Origin of the sequence: Paenibacillus wynnii (assembly GCF_000757885.1) — a bacterium.
Taxonomy (GTDB): Bacteria; Bacillota; Bacilli; order Paenibacillales; family Paenibacillaceae; genus Paenibacillus_AQ; species Paenibacillus_AQ wynnii.
The window spans coordinates 1,025,278-1,044,440 of the sequence record NZ_JQCR01000003.1 but is presented as its reverse complement, the minus strand read 5'-3'; the positions used below and the strand labels follow the sequence as shown (position 1 = coordinate 1,044,440).

The following is a 19,163-nucleotide window of genomic DNA, read 5'->3' as shown; positions in this document are numbered from 1 at the left end:
TGAATTCCTAGCTTCATGAATTTTCAAAATTGATAATGCCAAAGGAAAGGCGAAGCGATGATCGGTTCAGACATTACTACTCACGCACATGGCATCATAAAAGGCGTTGTATGTTTCTTTTTCCATCCTATACATTTTTTTCGTGCTCTCAATGATTCGCTCTAACACCTCATCTTCCGGGCTAAAATTATATTTCATGACCAACATTCGTATTTCATTAGATAATTTCACTAATTCATTTAATGATTCTGTAAATTCTTGCTCCCCAAGATCAAATCTCAAATACTCTATCCGCTCTTTCATCAATACATTATGCTCATAAAGGGTATGAAAAGCCCTGTAGTCAAGTAACGATAATTTCTTCCTGCAGCCTTCTATTTCCTTAATCAGGCACTCGTACACTTCTATACCAAACACATTATCTTCCTTTTGATACATTTTGTGATTCAGATCATCACAGGCATTCAATTTCCCGGTATTGATGCAACATACATATTCTTTGACCCGTTCCATAAAATTTCTGGTATTAAATTCATACTGGGTAGACTCATCAAAGCGTGGTTCTATACACAAAAAGTAATTTATGCCATGGTAGGTATCAAACAGCTTAGAAAGCTTTACGCCACTACGAAACGCCTTCAGGAAAATATCATAATCCACTTCATATCCCTGAAAGAAACCATCCTTGAATCCCACTACCTGAAAAACTCTTCTTTCATCATCATAGCCATACACTAAAATATCATGGGAGTTATGCTTGCTGTTCTGGATATAATATTCATCCACATAACAATATATATATTGTCCTGTCCCTATAATACTCTCAAAGGAATGTTCGTCATATGATTCCACATCTTTTCGATTCAGACTATTAATATCAAACAGCTCTCTTGGTTCAGTCCAGCCGCCATAAAAATCAAGAAACATCTCTTTGTGCTTCGAACTAAGAACTTTTTTGTTGAAGGAATAATATAATTGCACATAATGCTCATAAAACCAAGTCTGCATATTGTCATAGGCAAGAATCACGCATAGAAATCCTGCATTACATAGCTGATTATTTATTTTATGCTTTATCTTGATAGGTAACTCTCTTCTCATTACAATCACCTTTTTCCTTTTATATGTTTTGTAACAACTGCACCAATACTTCTTTCGTTGATACCTCGTATCCGGCCTCATTCATCATTGATGCAATTTTTAATGCTTTAAGAGAATCCCCCCCCATTGCAATAAAATTATCACTTTGTCCATATTCTTCGACATTCAATATTGTTTTGCATATTTCATATAATTTAGCATCTTTTTCATCCACTGCTTCTACATGCCTTTTGTTACTGGTCATTTTAATATCGGGTAGCATTTTTCGATTTAATTTTCCGTTGCTTGTCACTGGAATGGCATCAATTTGCTGCATACGTGACGGCACCATGTATACCGGCAAGGTCATTTTCAGCTCATTTATCACATCATGAATCGGAATCTCTTTATCGGATACGAAATATCCATAGATGACTTTATCACCATTCTGATCCAGTTTATCCACCACGGCACAGTCACTGATGTAATCCAGTTTTCGAATGGAATTTTCAATCTCGCCCAATTCAATGCGCAATCCACGAATTTTTACCTGACTATCCATTCTGCCCAAATAAGCGATATCTCCATTTCCCCTCCAACAAGCCAGATCTCCCGTCCGGTACATTTTCCCTTCATCATACGGGTTATCAACAAACTTATCTTTGGTCAATTCTTCCTTATTCAGATAACCCTTTGCCACTCCGATACCGGCAATGCACAATTCTCCCGGAACACCAATGCCACATAATTTCATTCCATTCAGGATATAAATCTGTATGTTACTGATCGGTTTTCCAATCGGTATCAGGTTTTTTTCTTGGCATGGACTGCATTCAAAATAAGTAACGTCAATGCAAGCTTCAGTCGGTCCATATAAATTAGACAAACAGGTTTTATTTTTTTGATACAATATCTTGTTGAAGGTATCTACAGTTTCTTTATTCAAAGCTTCTCCACTAGCAAAAACCCGTCTTAAACTGCCAAGACTTCCTACCCGTTCGTTTCTATTTTTAATATAGGCAAGGAACGAATTCAGCATGGATGGGACAAAATGCAGCACGGTGACTTTTTCTTTTTCAATCACATCACAGATTTCTTCCGGATTCTTTTCTACCTCCTGTTCTAACATGACAGCTCTGGCCCCGAAAAATCCCCACCATACGATTTCCCATACAGAAACATCAAAAGAAAAGGTGGTTTTTTGTAAAATGACGTCCTCCTCACCAAGCGGGTACATGGATTGCATCCATAAAATACGGTTTACCAAACTAATATGTTTAATCATGGCACCCTTTGGTTTTCCAGTGGTTCCAGAGGTATAGATACAATACGCCACATCATCTACACGATTGACGTGAAGAAGATTCCCCTCTCCCTTCCATGCCATAGAACCTTCTAACTTCATTACTGGCACTGCCGTCTCTGCCGTTGCACGATAGGTCAATAATACCTTTGGATTACAGTCTTCTAAGATATATTCGACACGATCCCTTGGATATGTTGGGTCGATGGGGACGTAGGCGCCTCCAGCTTTGATGATGCCATAAATTCCGATGATCATCTCGATGCTGCGTTCTGCCATAATCGCTACATAGTCTCCAGGTCCTACTCCCCTGTTCCGCAACTCTTTTGCCAGATGATTGATCTTGCCATTCAATTCCCAGTAGCTGATTTTGGCATCCTTATATACCACCGCTATCTTCTCAGGGGCTCTTTCTACCTCGGCTTCAAAGAAATCGATCATGGTCTTGTCGCTTGGAAATGCAACTCTGGTATCATTAAAGTCCTTTAAGATGTTTACACGCTCATCTTCTGTAATAACTTCTACATCCTTCAACATAATTTTTCGATTTTCTACCAGCTGCTGCAGCACCACATGATAATGCTCTAACATTCGCTCTGCACTGGACTTTTTGAATAGGTCTGTACAATATTCCAGTTCAACTTTATACGATTTCTGCTCCTGATAAACATTAAAGGTCAGGTCACATTTAGACACCTTTGTCTCTGCCCGGATAATCTCGGTTTTAGCACTGTGGAATAATAGTTTTTCTTCCTCATTGTTCTGCAACACAAACATCACATCAAACAATGGATTTCTGGACATATCGCGTTCCAGGTTTAATACTTCTACCAGTTCTTCAAATGGATATTCCTGATGCTCATAAGCCTTCAAACAGACCTCTTTGATTTCTCCTAAAAAATTCTCGTACTGCTTAGTTTCTTCCGGTCTTCCACGCATAGCCAGTGTATTGATAAACATACCTAACATATCTTCTGTATCGCGATGGGTTCTTCCGCTTATGGGCGTTCCAATCACAATGTCTTCCTGTCTACTGTATTTTCCAAGCAGCACCATGATTGCAGAAAGGAATACCATATATTCCGTTGTTCCTGTTTCTTCTGCAAGTTTTTCAACAGCATGATATAAGTTAGCATCCAAGTTCATTTTCACCAGAGCTCCTGCATAGCTCTGGGTTTGAGGCCGCTTATCATCCAATGGCATGTTCAAAACCGGGATTTCATCCGAAAACTCTTTGACCCAGTAACCTTTTTGTTCGGATAGATCTCTTCCGTTCATCCATTCACTGTAATCTTTATATTGTCTCGCTGCTTCTTCCGGCTGCACTCCATTGTAATACCCTGCCCACTCCCGAATGAAATTCCCAATGCTCATTCCGTCTCCAACGATATGGTGCATATCCGCCAACAGTACATAATCCATTTTCCGTTTGATCAGTTTCATACGAAGCAGAGATGCAGATGCAAAATCAAATGGTTGAATAAACGCATCGATCAGCGCACTATCCTCCTCATTCTCTTCCACATAAGTAAAATCTGCCGCTACTTCTTCCCAAATTCTTTGCACCGGTTCTCCATCTATCATCGTAAATTCTGTGCGCAGGATTTCATGACGGTTGATCACCTGTTGCATGGCATTTCGCATCGCCTGGGCATCGACGTCTCCCCTAAGGCGAAGTGCAAATGGCATATTATAGGTCACTCCGGTTTCATCTATCTGGCAGATAAGATATACTCTCTTTTGCGCTGACGACATTGGATAATAATATTTTCCTTCTGCCTTTGGAATCTCCTGATATGTATCCTGGTCCCTTGCATCAATTAGTTCCGCAATTCCCTCTACAGTAGGTTTTGCGAAAATATCTTTGATGCTAAGTCTGCCGCCCGTCTTTGCTTCAATCCGGTTTACCATTCTGGTCGCCCGCAGGGAATGTCCACCTAGTTCAAAGAAGTTGTCTTTCTTCCCTGCCGATTCTATTCCTAAGATTTCACAGAACATCTCGCTGACAAGCCGCTCACTGTCTGTTTCTGGTTCTATATAAACTTCCATGCTCCCCACATCAATCTTCGGCAATTTTTTCAGATCGACTTTTCCATTGATGGTCATTGGTATCTTGTCAATTTGCATCATACGGGTTGGAACCATGTAAGCAGGCAGTTTTTCTTGCAGATGATTTTTTAAATAAGCTAGGTCGATGATCTGGTCGGCTACAAGATAGGCACATAATACTTTTTCTCCGTTGTCCTCCTTAAATGCCATTACTGAACAATCACGGATTCCTGTGTTTTCTCGAATAGCGTTGTCTACCTCTCCAAGTTCGATTCGGAATCCCCGAATTTTCACCTGTTCATCAATACGTCCCAGATACTCTATATTTCCATCAGACAGCCATCTTGCCAAATCTCCGGTACGATAGAGAGTTCCTTTTCCAAAAGGGTTCTTGATAAATTTCTCCGCAGTAAGTTCCGGTCTGTTTAAATATCCCTTGGTCAGGCCTGCCCCTGTCACACATAATTCTCCCGGCACTCCAACACCGCAAAGTTCCATACCATTCATAATATAAATTTTGGTATTGCTAATCGGTTTTCCGATGGAAATCTCTTTTGTACTGCCTTTCTTAAAGTTCCAGTCTGTTGCACATATGGTGGTTTCTGTCGGACCGTAGGCATTAATGTACTTAGAAGATCCGGCTTTTTCAATTACCTTCCAGTTCGTTTCTGATCCTGCAGTGATTAAAAGTCTTGGTTTGATTTCGCCAATCTGTAAAAAGTAATTCGGCGGTAACGTTGCAATACTAATTTCATTCTGACAAAACCATTGCGCAAAGGAATCCACATCATAGATAGTCTGCTCAGAAGGGATAACTAACGCGGCACCATTCAACAAGGCCATGTTCATCTCCCATACTGAAGCGTCAAAAATGGATTTTGCAAATTGCAGTACCCGGTCTGCAGGTTGTACTTCATATATTTCTTCAAAATACACCTTCAGATTACTGATACCTGTATGTGCAACCATGACCCCCTTCGGATTGCCGGTGGTTCCAGAGGTATAAATACAATACGCCACATCATCTGGCTGATTGACTTGTTCAGGGTTATCCTCCGCTTCCCAGGCAAGGCAGTCCTCCATTTTCATTTCAGGTACATTGGCATCTGCTGTAGTATGGTAAGTCAGCATCAGCTTCGGCTGGCAGTCCTTTAACATATATTCCACCCGTTCTTTTGGATAGGTGGAATCAATGGGAACATAAGCGGCACCGGCTTTTATAATACCGTAGATCCCCACGATCATCTCGATGCTGCGCTCTGCCATTATTGCTACATAATCTCCCGGAACTATACCTTTTTCTCTTAATCTCTTTGCCATATGGTTTATTTTCCCATTTAATTGCTGGTAGGTGAGCTGAGAATCCTTGTATTCTACTGCCACCCGTTCAGGTGTTTTTTCCACCTGCTCTTCAAATAGCTCAATCATGGTCTTTTCTTCCGGGAACGTCAGCCTGGTAGCATTAAAATCCTTTAAGATTTTGTCATGCTCTGCTTCTGTGATTACGGCTACGTCTCTTATCTTCATACTGGAATTTCCTGATACCTGCTGCAGCACTGCCACATAGTGCTCTAATATCTGCTCGGCACTGAATTTTTTGAACAATTCCGTACAGTATTCTAACTCTATCTTATAAGCGTTGTTTTCCTGGTAGATATTAAAAGTCAGATCACACTTTGCCACCTTGGTCTCTGCCCGGATGATCTCTGTTTTTGCATCACGGAATACCAGTTTTTCTTCCTCATTGTTCTGCAATACTAACATCACATCAAACAATGGGTTATGTGATAGATCCCGTTTAATCTCTAATGCCTCTAACAGTTCTTCAAATGGGTACTCTTGATTTTCATAAGCCCTTAAACAACTTTCCTTTATTTCTGTTAAGAATTCACCATAGGATTTTGCCTCCTCGGGTTTTCCCCGCATAGCCAGGGTGTTGACAAACATACCTAGCATATTCTCCGTATCCCGATGAACTCTTCCACCGATCGGTGTTCCTATTATAATTTCTTCCTGTCTGCTGTATTTTCCAAGCAGTACCATGGCTGCTGAAAGCAAGACCATATATGTCGTCGTCCCTGTTTCTTCTGCCAGTTTTCCAATGGCACGATACACACTGGAAGTCAGTTCCTTTTTCACCAGGGCACCTTGGTAGCTCCGATTTTGCGGACGATTATAATCCAGAGTCATATTTAAAACTGGGATCTCATCCGAAAATTCTTTGACCCAATATTCCTTTTGTCTGGAAAGTTCACGGCATCTCATCCATTCACTATAATCTTTGTATTGCCGTGCAGCACTCTCTGGTTGTACTCCGTTGTAATAGCCTGTCCACTCCCGGATGAAGTTGCCTAAACTCATGCCATCTCCAACGATATGATGCATATCCACCAACAATAAATGATAGGCTTCCCGATTGATCAGTTTCATGCGAAGCAGGGATGCAGACGTAAAGTCAAAGGGACTTATAAAGTCGTGAATCAATTTTTCGTCGCTGCCTTCTTCTTCCACATAGGTGAAATCAGCCTTTACCTTATCCCATACTCGCTGCACAGGTTCTTCTGCTATCATTGTAAATTCTGTACGCAGTATTTCATGACGGTCGACTACCTGCTGCATGGCTTTTTTCATGGCATCCGCCTCGACATCCCCGGTAAGACGAAGGGCAAACGGCATATTATAAGCCACTCCATTTTCATGCATTTGACAGATGAGATATACTCTCTTTTGTGCTGACGACATAGGGTAGTAGGGTTTTTCTACTGCTATTGGAATCTCTTGATATGCGTCCTGGCTCCTTGAATCAATCAGTTCCGCAATTCCCTCTACGGTAGGTTTTGCAAAAATATCTTTGATGCTAAATCTGCAGCCCGTCTTTGCTTCAATTTGGTTTAACATTCTGGTCGCCCGCAGGGAATGTCCACCTAATTCGAAGAATTCATCTTTCTTCCCAGCCTGCTGTACTCCTAAGATTTCACAGAAAACCTCACTGACGAATCGCTCGCTTTCTGTCTCTGGCGCAATATAATCTCCGGTACTATCCATTTGGATCTCCGGTAGTTTCATCCGGTCTACTTTCCCGTTGGCGGTCATCGGAATCTTATCGATCTGTATCATGCGGGAAGGCACCATATAAGCCGGAAGTTTATCCACTAGATAACTTTTTAACTCTGTCCTATCGATTACCTGATCAGATACCAGATATGCGCATAATACTTTATCCCCGTTTTCTTCCGATTTTGCAACCATCGTACAATCACTGATTATTGCATTTTCACGAATCACACTCTCTACTTCTCCAAGTTCGATCCGAAATCCCCGAATTTTCACCTGCTCATCGATTCGTCCCAAATACTCTAAGTTTCCATCTGGCAACCATCTCGCCAAATCTCCAGTACGATACATCCTTCCCTGTCCATAAGGATTTGGTATGAATTTTTGCGCCGTCAGTTCAGGTCTGTTCAGATATCCTTTGGCAACACCGGCTCCAGTCACACACAATTCTCCTGGTACACCCATTCCACAAAGCTTCATATCGTTCATGATATAGATCCTGGTGTTATGAATCGGTTTTCCAATCAGCACAGTGGAGGAAATCACATCCTTTGGATCATATATATAATCACAACAACCTACAGTGGTTTCTGTTGGTCCATATTCGTTATGTATGGATATTTGATCACCAAATTTATGCAAGATTGCATTTGAGGTGATCACATCCAATTCTTCTCCACCAATCACCAGCGAATTCAGCTGACTGTATTTATTTTCAGCTTCTAATGCAGCTATACGAAGGTGTGATGGTGTCATTTTGGCAAAAGTATACTGCGTTCCTTCAAATATTTTACGAATATTCTTTTCGTCATCTAATCCACAAATATCTAAGGCTGAACCACTAAGCCAAGCGCCAAATATCGATGTTACGGTGAGATCAAATCCATAGTTGGTGAATAATGGTATCACCTTGGAATTTTTCAGATAAGAATGAATTGCATAATTTATATAATTAACTAGATTGTTATGGGTAAGCATAACGCCTTTTGGTTTCCCTGTTGTTCCGGACGTATATATACAATATGCAAGATCTTCTGTATTGCTAGTTCTTACAGGATTGCTGTAATCTCCTCCCAAATCCATTTGCTCCAGTGAAAGGACCGCCACAGAAGTAGGGATCTTCGCTCCATAGGTCAAGATCAGTTTTGTCTGACAATCTTCTATAATGTACTTGATTCTATCTTCCGGATATGTTGGATCAATCGGAATATAAGCTCCACCCGCTTTCAAAACTGCGTAGATTCCAATCATCATTTCTATGCTGCGCTCTGCCAGGATTGCCACAAATTCTCCTGGTCCTACACCCCGTTCCAACAATCTGTGCGCCAGCGCATTGATTCTTTCATTTACTTGCGCGTAAGATAATTGACACTCTCCAAAGATTGCCGCGGTCTGATCCGGAGTGCGCTCTACCTGCTCTTCGAACAAATCAATTACAGACTTTCCGGCCGGATATTCCCGTTCAGTATTATTAAATGAAAAAAGAATCTGATTTTTTTCTTCCTCACTCATGTAGTCAACTTCATTTTTCCCTTCTAATCCATCCCCAATGATGTGGCATATATGCTGATGTAACAGCATGATCTCTTCTTCCCGATACTGACAAACCAAATGATCATAGGCAATTTTGATCGAACCGTCCATTTCATCCATGATATTGATGATTAAACCTTCACTCTGCGCTTGCTGGAAAATCCAGTTTGTCTTCTTATAATAATCTCCTCCTACCTTTGTTGCGATCTGATAGTTCAGCTTAACATCAAATAAATTTACAGCTCTAAAATCATTTGCCATACAGGTATAATTATATTTCTGATGTTTGAATGCATCATAGATTGCCTTCTTTGTCATTTTGATGCTATAGTCAAAATCTTTGCGGTCCACATGTAGCAACAACGGTACGGAGTTCACAAACATTCCCACCGTATCTTTGTTATTAGGACGATCAATAAAAGTTGTCCCAATCATAAAACTTTTTTCTTCAGTAAAACTCTCCATATAACAACCCAATGCTGTGGCAAACAATTCATATACGGAGCAATTTTGCTTTTTGCAATACCTCTGGATTCCACTGACACTTTCCGAATCCATATAGTATTCTATCCGTCTCGCCAGATTAGAAATTGCCGGACGACTGGATAACGACACTAGGGAAGTTCTATTGTGATAAACCGTCTCCCAGAAATTTTTATCCCGCTCAAATTTACGACTGCTGTCATAAGACGCTTCCCGGGCAATGTATTCCAGATAAGAACTGGGCTCAGAAGTTACTGTTTTTCCATAGATGCATGCTTTATAAATTTCACTTAATTCTTTGCATACAATGTACATTCCCCATCCATCACATATGATATGATGCAACTTCAGATACACCCCAAACTTATCCCCCACACGGTATCCAATGATCTGATACAATTCCCCGTGTATATCCAGTCCATGGGCCGAAATCTCTTTTAGCCACTCATCAAATGTATCTTGGGAATCGAAAAGTTCTATTATTATTTCGTACTTTTGCAAAGTAGCCATATGTTGTTTTATATTCCCGTTATCATTTACAATCCGAATCTGTAGCGCATCATTTCTTCGAATCAGTTCATTCACTGCATCCTCAAGCGCTTCTGAATTGAACACTTCCTCTATTTCAAATGCAACAGAAATACTGGTTGTATCATCCCCCGCATAACTAGCCATAACATAAATCTGTCTTTGTGCATTTGTTAAATTATAAAGTTCATTCATTTCCTTATTCTCCTTACTTAATGTATTTATAGACTCATTTCAAAACTTGTATTAGAATTCACTTTGGCCTCTTTTATTATTTTTCTTATAATTCTGCTTTCCACCAAAGTAATGAGAGCTACCCCCACATACAAGTAAATATAATTATTGCCAATCACTTCATACAGCCAGCCCAAAAGCACCTGGCCAAATGGCAAAAACATGGTGCTGAAGGCATTGATTAAAGACATTATTTTGCCAATCTGTGTTTTCGGTGATGCCTTTTGAATAAAGGTAATGGCTACGATGCTGGAGATCGTGCTGAAAGCGGTGAAAAAGAATCCTGTGATTGTCAGCATAAAATATGCCAGATAACTGACTCCATCCTTCTGGATCACAAACGTTAGCGTAGAACAGCCCATTCCGAAAATCACGACCGCAAGGATTACAAACAAATAATGAAATTTCTCAATTGAAAGCGCTTTCCCCCAAATGCCGACAATGAGTGCACCAATAATCACTCCTGCTCCGATACACGCCTCAGAAATCCCATACATCGCATTGGTCACATGAAATACTTCTTTTTCCAAAAAAGGGATTCCGATTAGATAAAGCGGCATAATAAGGAAATTTAACCCGGCAGAAATATATGCAATATAGAGTAGGATCTTTTGTTCCCGGTTTACATAGCGGAAGGTTTCAACCAATTCCTTAGAGAACACCACAAGGGGGTTCCCTGTCCACTCTCTTTTTTGATAGGGGATCACCAGGAACATCTCAATCAGTGCAGCGGCCAGAAAACTGACGCCATCTAATAAGAGCACAAACCGGATTCCATACAATCCGTAGACAAATCCTGCCGCTAGCGGACCGAGAAGAAGGGACACTGTAGAAATCACCTGAGTGATACTGTTTGCTCTAGCTAAATTTTCTGGTTCCACGATTATAGGTACAGTTGCCCTTACGGTCGGATCATAAATATTCTGAATAATTGCCATCACACAGATGAAAATTCCAACTCCGATTACAGATACGTCATAGTGCATCATAAAAAATCCATATGCCAATAACATGCAGCCGGCAATTACATCCAATGCTATCATGATTAGCTTTTTGCTTGCCCGGTCCGCTAATGCTCCACCATAAGGGGCTATAAAAATCTGAGGCACAACCGTAAGTGCCATCAATATTGAATAAATGGTTGCCGACCCTGTAATATCTAAAATATATAGTGATAGCGAATAACGCAGCAGGCTATTTCCAAACAGGGAAATAAACTGTCCCACTACCATGATCCAAAATGTCTTTACATTTACATTCTGCTTCTCCATTTTCTCTTCTCCCACAGTTACAAAATGAATACGCGTGCTATTCTTTTCTAAAACCGTACCTATACAAAGCAAATGCTGAAGATAACGTTCCCGAAATCAAATTTCATCTATTCCTACAGAATTATCAGAAATAACTAGAACGACCCATGACCCCGAATGCGAAACATTAAAATGAATAGGTCTTTGGGTTTTAAATTTAATTCTTTTGCTAATATCAGACGTGATAACAATTCTGCAAATAACATTTAATGAACATTTTCTTTTCGAATAAGCCTATGTATTTTATTTAATTCGTTATCACTAATGTTAGTAATAAATTTCTGTGTAAAAGAATATTAAATTGTTTTGGGTACTAAAGTAGCATCTATTTCGAGTGAAATCCCACCTCCGAACTTAAAAATAGCTAAGATAATAAAAACATTATTAAAATTAGGATAACAAATACATATCATGCAGTTACAATAATAACATATTATCCCTGTATATTAAACATAATTTTACTAATTAATCCCTAATATTATATAAAAAAACTAACTTTTTTCACATGGAAATCAAGCTTTCTCGCATATAACAGTAATTCAAGTATTGGCGATTTGAACTTCTTCAGTTAACACGAGAAAATTTGATATGATTAAACAATCACCAGAAAGTGGTGTGTTGACCAATTGGAACAGCTAAGTAAAAGTGCAGTGAGTTAACGAGATTTTCGGTGTTTACTCTACTCTTCTAAACCAGATAAAAAGCGCCTCAGCGTAAGTTCCATCGGTAAAAATATCATAAGAAAACTAAAAAAAATGCAAGAACATTAAGATTTTGTACACGACCGCTCTCCTGTAAGTACAATCCCTCAAAATATCGCAAAACATGATGCGGAAAAACAGTTTCGCTATTATTTTATAATGAATGCGTAGCCCAACAAATAAAAGTAAGCGGTTTCAATTTTGGGGGGATTATTTATTAGAGAGGAGGATAACGAAATCGCGTTTTCCAATCAGACAAAACGTCCGGAACAATGGATTAGAAAAGGAGAATATATATATGAGGAAAAAAAGTTTATGGCTGTTCCCTTTTGTGTTAGTGCTTTCATTATTACTGACCGGCATCTCAAGTGCCGATGTTACAACTAATTATGTAAACCCGCTTATGGGAGGGGCTGATCCTACAATTGCTAGGGCTGCAGATGGTTATTATTATTCAGCTTCTTCCGGCGATAATAATATCACCTTAAAAAGACATGAAACCATTCTCGGTGTATCCACCGCTAAGAGCAAAGTAGTCTGGGAAAAGCCAGATAACTTTGGATACGTGTGGGGTCCATACGTATATAGGCTGGATGGCAAATGGTATCTTTATTTCTCTTCAGGCCCGGAGGAAAGCTTCGGATATGGACATCCAAGCTCTTACGTTCTGGAGAACGCTTCACCCGATCCTTTTGAAGGAACCTGGGAGCTTAAAGGAGAATCCGCCAATGCAGACAGCAATGGTCAGGTTACAACCAAGAAAGGGCTGCTGAACACCCAGGGCTATGGTTTGGCCTGCGGCGTTGTGACCATTAAAGGGGAACGATACTTCACCTATACCAAATATTATTATTTCCCGGACCCTCAGAATCCGGCGAATATGAAATTCGATGAGAGTCCAACGATTGTCAAAATGACGAATCCGTGGACCTTACAAGGTGTCGAAGGTACAGTGGCAATGCCGCAATACAACTGGGAAAAACATGGCGACAATATCAATGAGGGTGCTGCGGTCGTTGAACGAAATGGCAAGATCTACTTCGCCTACTCGGCAAGCAGCTTTATGAATGATAACTATTCTGTAGGCGTATCCGTGGCGGATGCATCATCTGATGTGATGAATGCCCAGTCATGGGTCAAATATCCGGAGCCTGCCATGAAAAGATCGGATGAGAACAGCTCATATGGGCCGGGATCACCCTTGTTCCTAAAGTCTGAAGACGACACCGAGGATTGGATTATGTATCATGGCATACCGACCCATGGACAAGGCGGCGGAAACAGAGGAATAAGAGCGCAGCGTATCTACTGGGATGATATTGATTTTATAAATCTCGGCATCCCTTCCAACCCAGGTACTGTCCTGAACAGACCTTCAGGAGAGGAAAAAAGCGAAATTTATGAAGCAGAAGATGCAAAACTGTCAGGCGTTTCTAAAGTCATTGGAAACAGTAGTTATGCTTCTGGCGCGGTATATGAAAAATACAGTGATAACAGCACCGATGACTATATAGAGTTTACAGTTAACACTAAGGATCAAGGTACCTACTCCCTGGATTTCAGATATAATAATACGGCGGCGAATGCCGTTAACATGAAATTAGGCGTCAATCAGGAGGCCGCCAGAGATCTTTCCTTTACCTCGAATACAGGATTTAATGCAAACTTCGATATTAAAACAGCTTATAACATTAAGCTAAACGCCGGAAGCAACACGATCCGTCTCTCCGGTAAGAGCACTTTAGCTCTGGATGCCATGATCCTAAAAAAAACCACTTTGTATGAGGCAGAAAATGCCGGACTGTCCGGAAATGCAAATGTAGGTTCAGACCATCCGGGGTTCAGCGGGACCGGGTTTGCCGGAGGGTTGTGGATTTCCAATTCCGCAGTCAGCTTCAAGGTAAATGCCGCTGCTGCAGGCAGCTATTCGGTTAAGCTTGGCTACAGCTTAGGGTTTAATGATGACAGAACCTTGAGTATGTATGTAAACGGGCAAAAAGTTAAGCGGGTAGATTTTTTTAGTTTAAAGAGCTGGGACAGCTGGGCCGACCGCTACGACAATGTTTTCCTTAAAGAAGGGGAAAATACGATCATGTATAGATATGACTCCGGCGATACCGGCAATGTCAATCTTGACTATATAACAGTTACCGAAGCAACTACCTGGCATTATGGAGCCGAAGATGCAACAACTACGGGCTCAAATGATGCGGCAATCGTTTACGCCAAAGACGGCAATATGGGGACCGGTTATGTATCCGGACTGTCCAAAGCGAACTCATCCGTGGAGTTTTCTATAAATGTTGAGAATGCGGCGTCTTATGATGTAAAGCTGAGATATGCAAAAGAAGCTGCAGGCACAACCTTAGGCTTGTACTTGAATGGCACACGTGTTAAAAGTATAACCCTCCCTCCTACTGGCGGACTTAGGGTCTGGAAGGAGCAGCTTGAGACTTTAAACCTCAATGAGGGGAAAAATACGATCACTTACAAAAATGAAACGGACAATTCAGGCATTATTAATATTGACAGTATACATCTTAACAAACGCACTCCCTGGAGGTATCAGGCAGAAGAAGCAACCAGAGCAGGCAAATTGCAGATTGCCAGAGATCATTTGTGGTATGAAGGCAATGGATTTGTAGGCGGATTTGAGCAAACAGGCGATGCGCTTAAGTTCGAAGTTAACATCCCCAATACGGCTGCCTATACATCAACATTGCGGTATTCCGGTACACAGAGTTCAAATATAACTATGAGTATGTATGTCAACGGGCAGAGAATAAAACAAGTGTCCTTACCTCCGACAGCGAACTGGGATACCTGGAGTAACAGAACGGAGTCAGTAAACTTGAATGCCGGAAAAAATGTAATTGAATTCATCCGTGAACAGGGAGACACTGGAAGATTCAATATCGACAGCCTCACCATTGATAAGTCCAGCGGCGGATTTATGAGTTCGATTGCCAAGAAAATCATTCCCGAAAAGATGGTTAAAATCCAGCCAAAGCACAGCGGAAAAGCCTTGGATGTGGATAGAGTTTCAAGTGATCCGCTGGCGGTAATTAACCAATGGTCCAATGGTGACGGAAATAATCAACTGTGGAGATTCTTGGATCTCGGTACGGGATATTACCAGATCCAGTCAGTTCAAAGCGGACATGTCCTCGACATTCTACCCGGTTCAGTCATACAGCAGCTCTGTCAGAATACCAAAGCTTCCGGATCCATACCGGATACTCAGCAATGGAAACTGGAAAAAGACGGTGACTATTATAAAATAGTTAACAAAAGTAATAACAAAGTAATCACTGTAGAAGGAGCATCCAAGAGTGATGGTGCAACGGTGAGGTTAGCGGATGACCAGGCGAAAGATAATCAACGCATGAAAATCGAAATCCGCAACCTCAGCAATAGTGAAATCAGCGCATTGTCCGAGCTAAATGAGCGCTATAATATAACTTTTAACGCCAATGGCGGAAGTCCGGCACAGACGGTTGTTCAGGCGGTATACGGCGAACAGTTGACTGCTCCGGACGTAACGAAGGAAGGTTATGTGCTGGAGGGCTGGTATAGCGATGCAGCGAAATGGGACTTTACAGCCCAGACCGTGCCCGGTGTTCTGATGCTGACTGCGAAATGGAACCATAAGGCTGCGGAGGTTCAGATTGTCAGTGAAGGCTCACTGCGGGCGGGAGCAGACGGAGTGCTCCGAGCCGCCAGTATAGGGGCCGGGGTACTGTCCTATGCCTGGTTTGCGGATGAGGGTAATGGTTACGGCGAACCGGTCGGAGCAGACGAAGTATTAAGACTTACGGAATTGACGGAGGAGATGAGCGGCTACAAGTACAAAGTCGTCGTGACAAATGAAGGCGGCTTGACTGGAGAGCAGGAGTATATTCTGCAGGTGCTTCCGGCTGAGGCGGAATGGATCACACCGGCATTCACGGTGGATTTGCCTCCGCAGCTTGAGACCGTTGAGGGTGCCCCCTTAACACTTCTGGTTGATACAACAGGAGACATTGAGTCTATTGATTGGGAAGTAAAGCTAAAGGGCGACAGTGATTGGCTGCCGATCTCGAGTGTTACCGGTGCCCTATACCGCTTCACTCCGGGAATGGATGATGACGGGACGCATTATCGTGTTGTGCTGACCGGTAAAGGAGACAATACTCCGGAGCGGATCACCGGAACGGAGTTACTGCTTAAGGTATATCCGGTGCATGAAGCCCCGGTGATTAAATCGTTCACGGTTGCCGGCAATCCGGTAACGGAAGGCGATGCTGCAACTTTTACCGTTGTAGCTCATTCGGTATACGGAGAGTTGAGTTACCGCTGGCTGAAGAATGATCTGCTATTGGACGGTGCCGGCAGCAGCAGCCTGACTCTCGGACGGACCCAACTGGCTGATGCAGGGTTATACAAGGTGCAGGTCACCAATACCCGGACCATCGGCGGCCGGTTTTATACGGATACGTTCAGTTCGGCAGCGATCGAACTGAACGTTCACCGTGAGTCGCCAGCGCCGACCAGTCCGCCGGTAAACGTGCCGGATCCTACTCTAACGCCTAAGCCAACAATAACACCACAGCCTTCGACCGCAGTTATCTCGGCTGGACAGCTCAGCGGCGCGTCTGAGAACGGAGCCGTTACTGTGCTGGTGGGCAAGGCTGCTGTCGTTGAGCTTCCGGTGAATGCCGGGGAGCTACTGGGAACCCAGACGCTCCGGCTGCAAGGAGACGGAATGGCTCTTGAACTGAAGCCGGAGCTGCTGAAGAAGCTGTCCACAATTCTTCCTGCTGCTGAACTGAGCGGGGCCAAGATTGTGCTGAAGGCGGAGCTGAAGACGTTAGAAGGTGCTTCTCTGAAGACACAAACAGGCGTAACACTTAAGGGCAAGTTGCTGAATTATGATCTGAGTTTGACCGCAAGAGACGGGACAGTACACCACCTCCAGAAGGCTGTTGCACCGGTAGGCCTAAGCTGGCTGGCTGATGCAGGACTTCAACCGCAACTGCTAGGGCTTTATCTTGTAGGCAGCGACGGCACGCTCACTTACCTGGGCGGAGCAGCAGAAGCCGGGCGATTGAATGCGGTTCTTGACGGCAGCGGCACCTACGCGCTGCTGGAGTACTCCAAGCATTTCAACGATGTTCCTGCTACGCACTGGGCTTTTGAAGCTTTGCGTGAGTTGTCCGCGAAGCACCTGATCAATGGGATATCGGAGACGGCCTATCAGCCGGGTCGGAATATCACACGGGCTGAATTCGTACAGCTGGTTGCAGGCGCACTGCAATTCAGCGGCAGCGGCACGACCGCGTTCGCCGATGTTCCGGATGGTGCCTGGTACGGAAGCGCCCTCTCCGGCATGGTGGAAGCTGGTCTGATTACCGGCCGGACTGCGGAATCCTTCCAGCCTGGGGCAGAGATCAGCCGCGAGGAGATGACGGTCATTCTGATGCGGGCCTATCGGCTGCAGCATGGTGCATCTCCGAAAGCTCCGGATAAACTGTCTATGACGGATACTGCGGATATTTCGGGCTGGGCTGCGGAACACGTTGCCGCAGCAGCTTCGATCGGGCTTGTGAACGGGCGAGCCGATGGCAGCTTCGCACCCCAAGCTTCCGCTACCCGCGCTGAAGCTGCGCAGATGCTGCTGAATTATATGAGATAAGCCAGGTATTGCCGGTTCTATCCGGTATAATTAAGGCGCTCCCCCCTCACAACATTAGGGGGAGCGCCTCTTGTTTTATTATAGTAGTAACCAACCATGATAAGTCTGTTTTAAATCCAGTTTACTACTAGACAGCTGTGATAAATAAAGTTTAGAGGGAAAAACCCCCTATATATTTAAGAAAATTATCTATATTGAGCCAAAACCTGAAATTTATAGGGAAAAATCTCCTCTATATCACTCCATAGGGGAAGAATCCTTAATTTAGCAGGAACATTTCCTTCTAAACATGCTAAAAAAAATTATAAAAGTCCAGAAGGAACGAAAGGTAATATGAAAACCATAGGAGCGATAGCAAGCGCCTTGTATACGAATAAACATTACTACGGTTTTGAGGAGCATCCATGCGAACCCGTTGGAAGTCAATGATCGGCTTTGAATACACCTGTTAATCAATAGTACAGTCTATAACAGACGGGTTCCCCGTTCATAAACCTTACGGGCAGATTGTTTAATCTAACCTCCTCCGTTAAACTAAAATTGTAATCGGTCACGAACATAAAGGAGGCTACTTATGGGACGTGTAATTATGATGATGAACGTGACACTGGACGGGTGCTGTGACCACACGCATATGATTGCGGATGAGGAGGTCCACCGGTATACTGTAGAACTTATCGACCAGTCCGATGGTCTGCTTTTTGGACGTGAAATCTATCAGCTGATGGAGCGATTTTGGCCGGACATCGCCAGCAGCGGTGAAGGACCCCAATTCATGGTCGACTTCGCACACAAGCTCAATCAGAAACCTAAGTACGTTGTCTCGCGGACACTGGATCACGTGTCGTGGCAGAACTCTTTCTTGCTGAAGGGGCCTGTTTCCGAGGAGGTGCCGAAGCTTATAGGAGAAGGGAAGAACCTGCTCGTTAACGGCGGGCCCGGTCTTGGTTCCACCTTGGTACAACTAGATTTGGTGGATGAGTTTCACTTCCTGGTAAACCCTATCGTTGCCGGACGTGGCCCCCAATTATTGGGTGGAGTTCATGAGCGACTGAAGCTAAAGCTGACCGAGGCCAAACCCTTTGGCTCCGACGTCGTGCTGCTCCGCTACACGCCCGTTCGTTAACTACTTGGCTGTTCACCGAGGCTTTTGCGCAGCATGTATGGCTAGCGGGGAACATTGGTACAACAAGACAGCGGCAGCCTATGACATT

The 19,163-nt window shown here is 42.9% G+C and carries 5 protein-coding genes; 2 read left to right on the top strand and 3 right to left on the bottom strand.

Annotation, left to right across the window (positions count from 1 at the left end):
- Positions 1 to 66 precede the first annotated feature (66 nt).
- Genes PWYN_RS20145 through PWYN_RS20135 form a run of 3 tightly spaced genes read right to left on the bottom strand, consistent with a single transcriptional unit; the run spans position 67 to position 11,535 of the window.
- Positions 67 to 1,101, bottom strand: coding sequence for a hypothetical protein (locus PWYN_RS20145; protein WP_036655565.1), 1,035 nt, complete (start codon positions 1,099 to 1,101; stop codon positions 67 to 69).
- A 19-nt stretch (positions 1,102 to 1,120) separates the two neighbouring features.
- Positions 1,121 to 10,225: a non-ribosomal peptide synthetase gene (locus tag PWYN_RS20140; RefSeq protein WP_052088210.1), complete on the bottom strand. Its 9,105-nt coding sequence runs from the start codon at positions 10,223 to 10,225 to the stop codon at positions 1,121 to 1,123.
- A 26-nt stretch (positions 10,226 to 10,251) separates the two neighbouring features.
- Positions 10,252 to 11,535 (bottom strand): MFS transporter, encoded by a 1,284-nt coding sequence (locus tag PWYN_RS20135; RefSeq protein ID WP_036655560.1) that lies wholly within the window; start codon positions 11,533 to 11,535, stop codon positions 10,252 to 10,254.
- 1,038 nt (positions 11,536 to 12,573) lie between these two features.
- On the opposite strand from PWYN_RS20135, the gene PWYN_RS20130 reads away from it, so the two are divergent.
- Together PWYN_RS20130 and PWYN_RS20125 are read left to right on the top strand one after the other, a co-directional pair.
- Entirely contained in the window at positions 12,574 to 17,949 is a 5,376-nt protein-coding gene (locus tag PWYN_RS20130; protein WP_036655558.1) for a CBM35 domain-containing protein, read from the top strand.
- A gap of 574 nt (positions 17,950 to 18,523) precedes the next feature.
- Positions 18,524 to 19,075 (top strand): dihydrofolate reductase family protein, encoded by a 552-nt coding sequence (locus PWYN_RS20125; RefSeq protein WP_036655557.1) that lies wholly within the window; start codon positions 18,524 to 18,526, stop codon positions 19,073 to 19,075.
- The last annotated feature ends 88 nt before the right edge of the window (positions 19,076 to 19,163 follow it).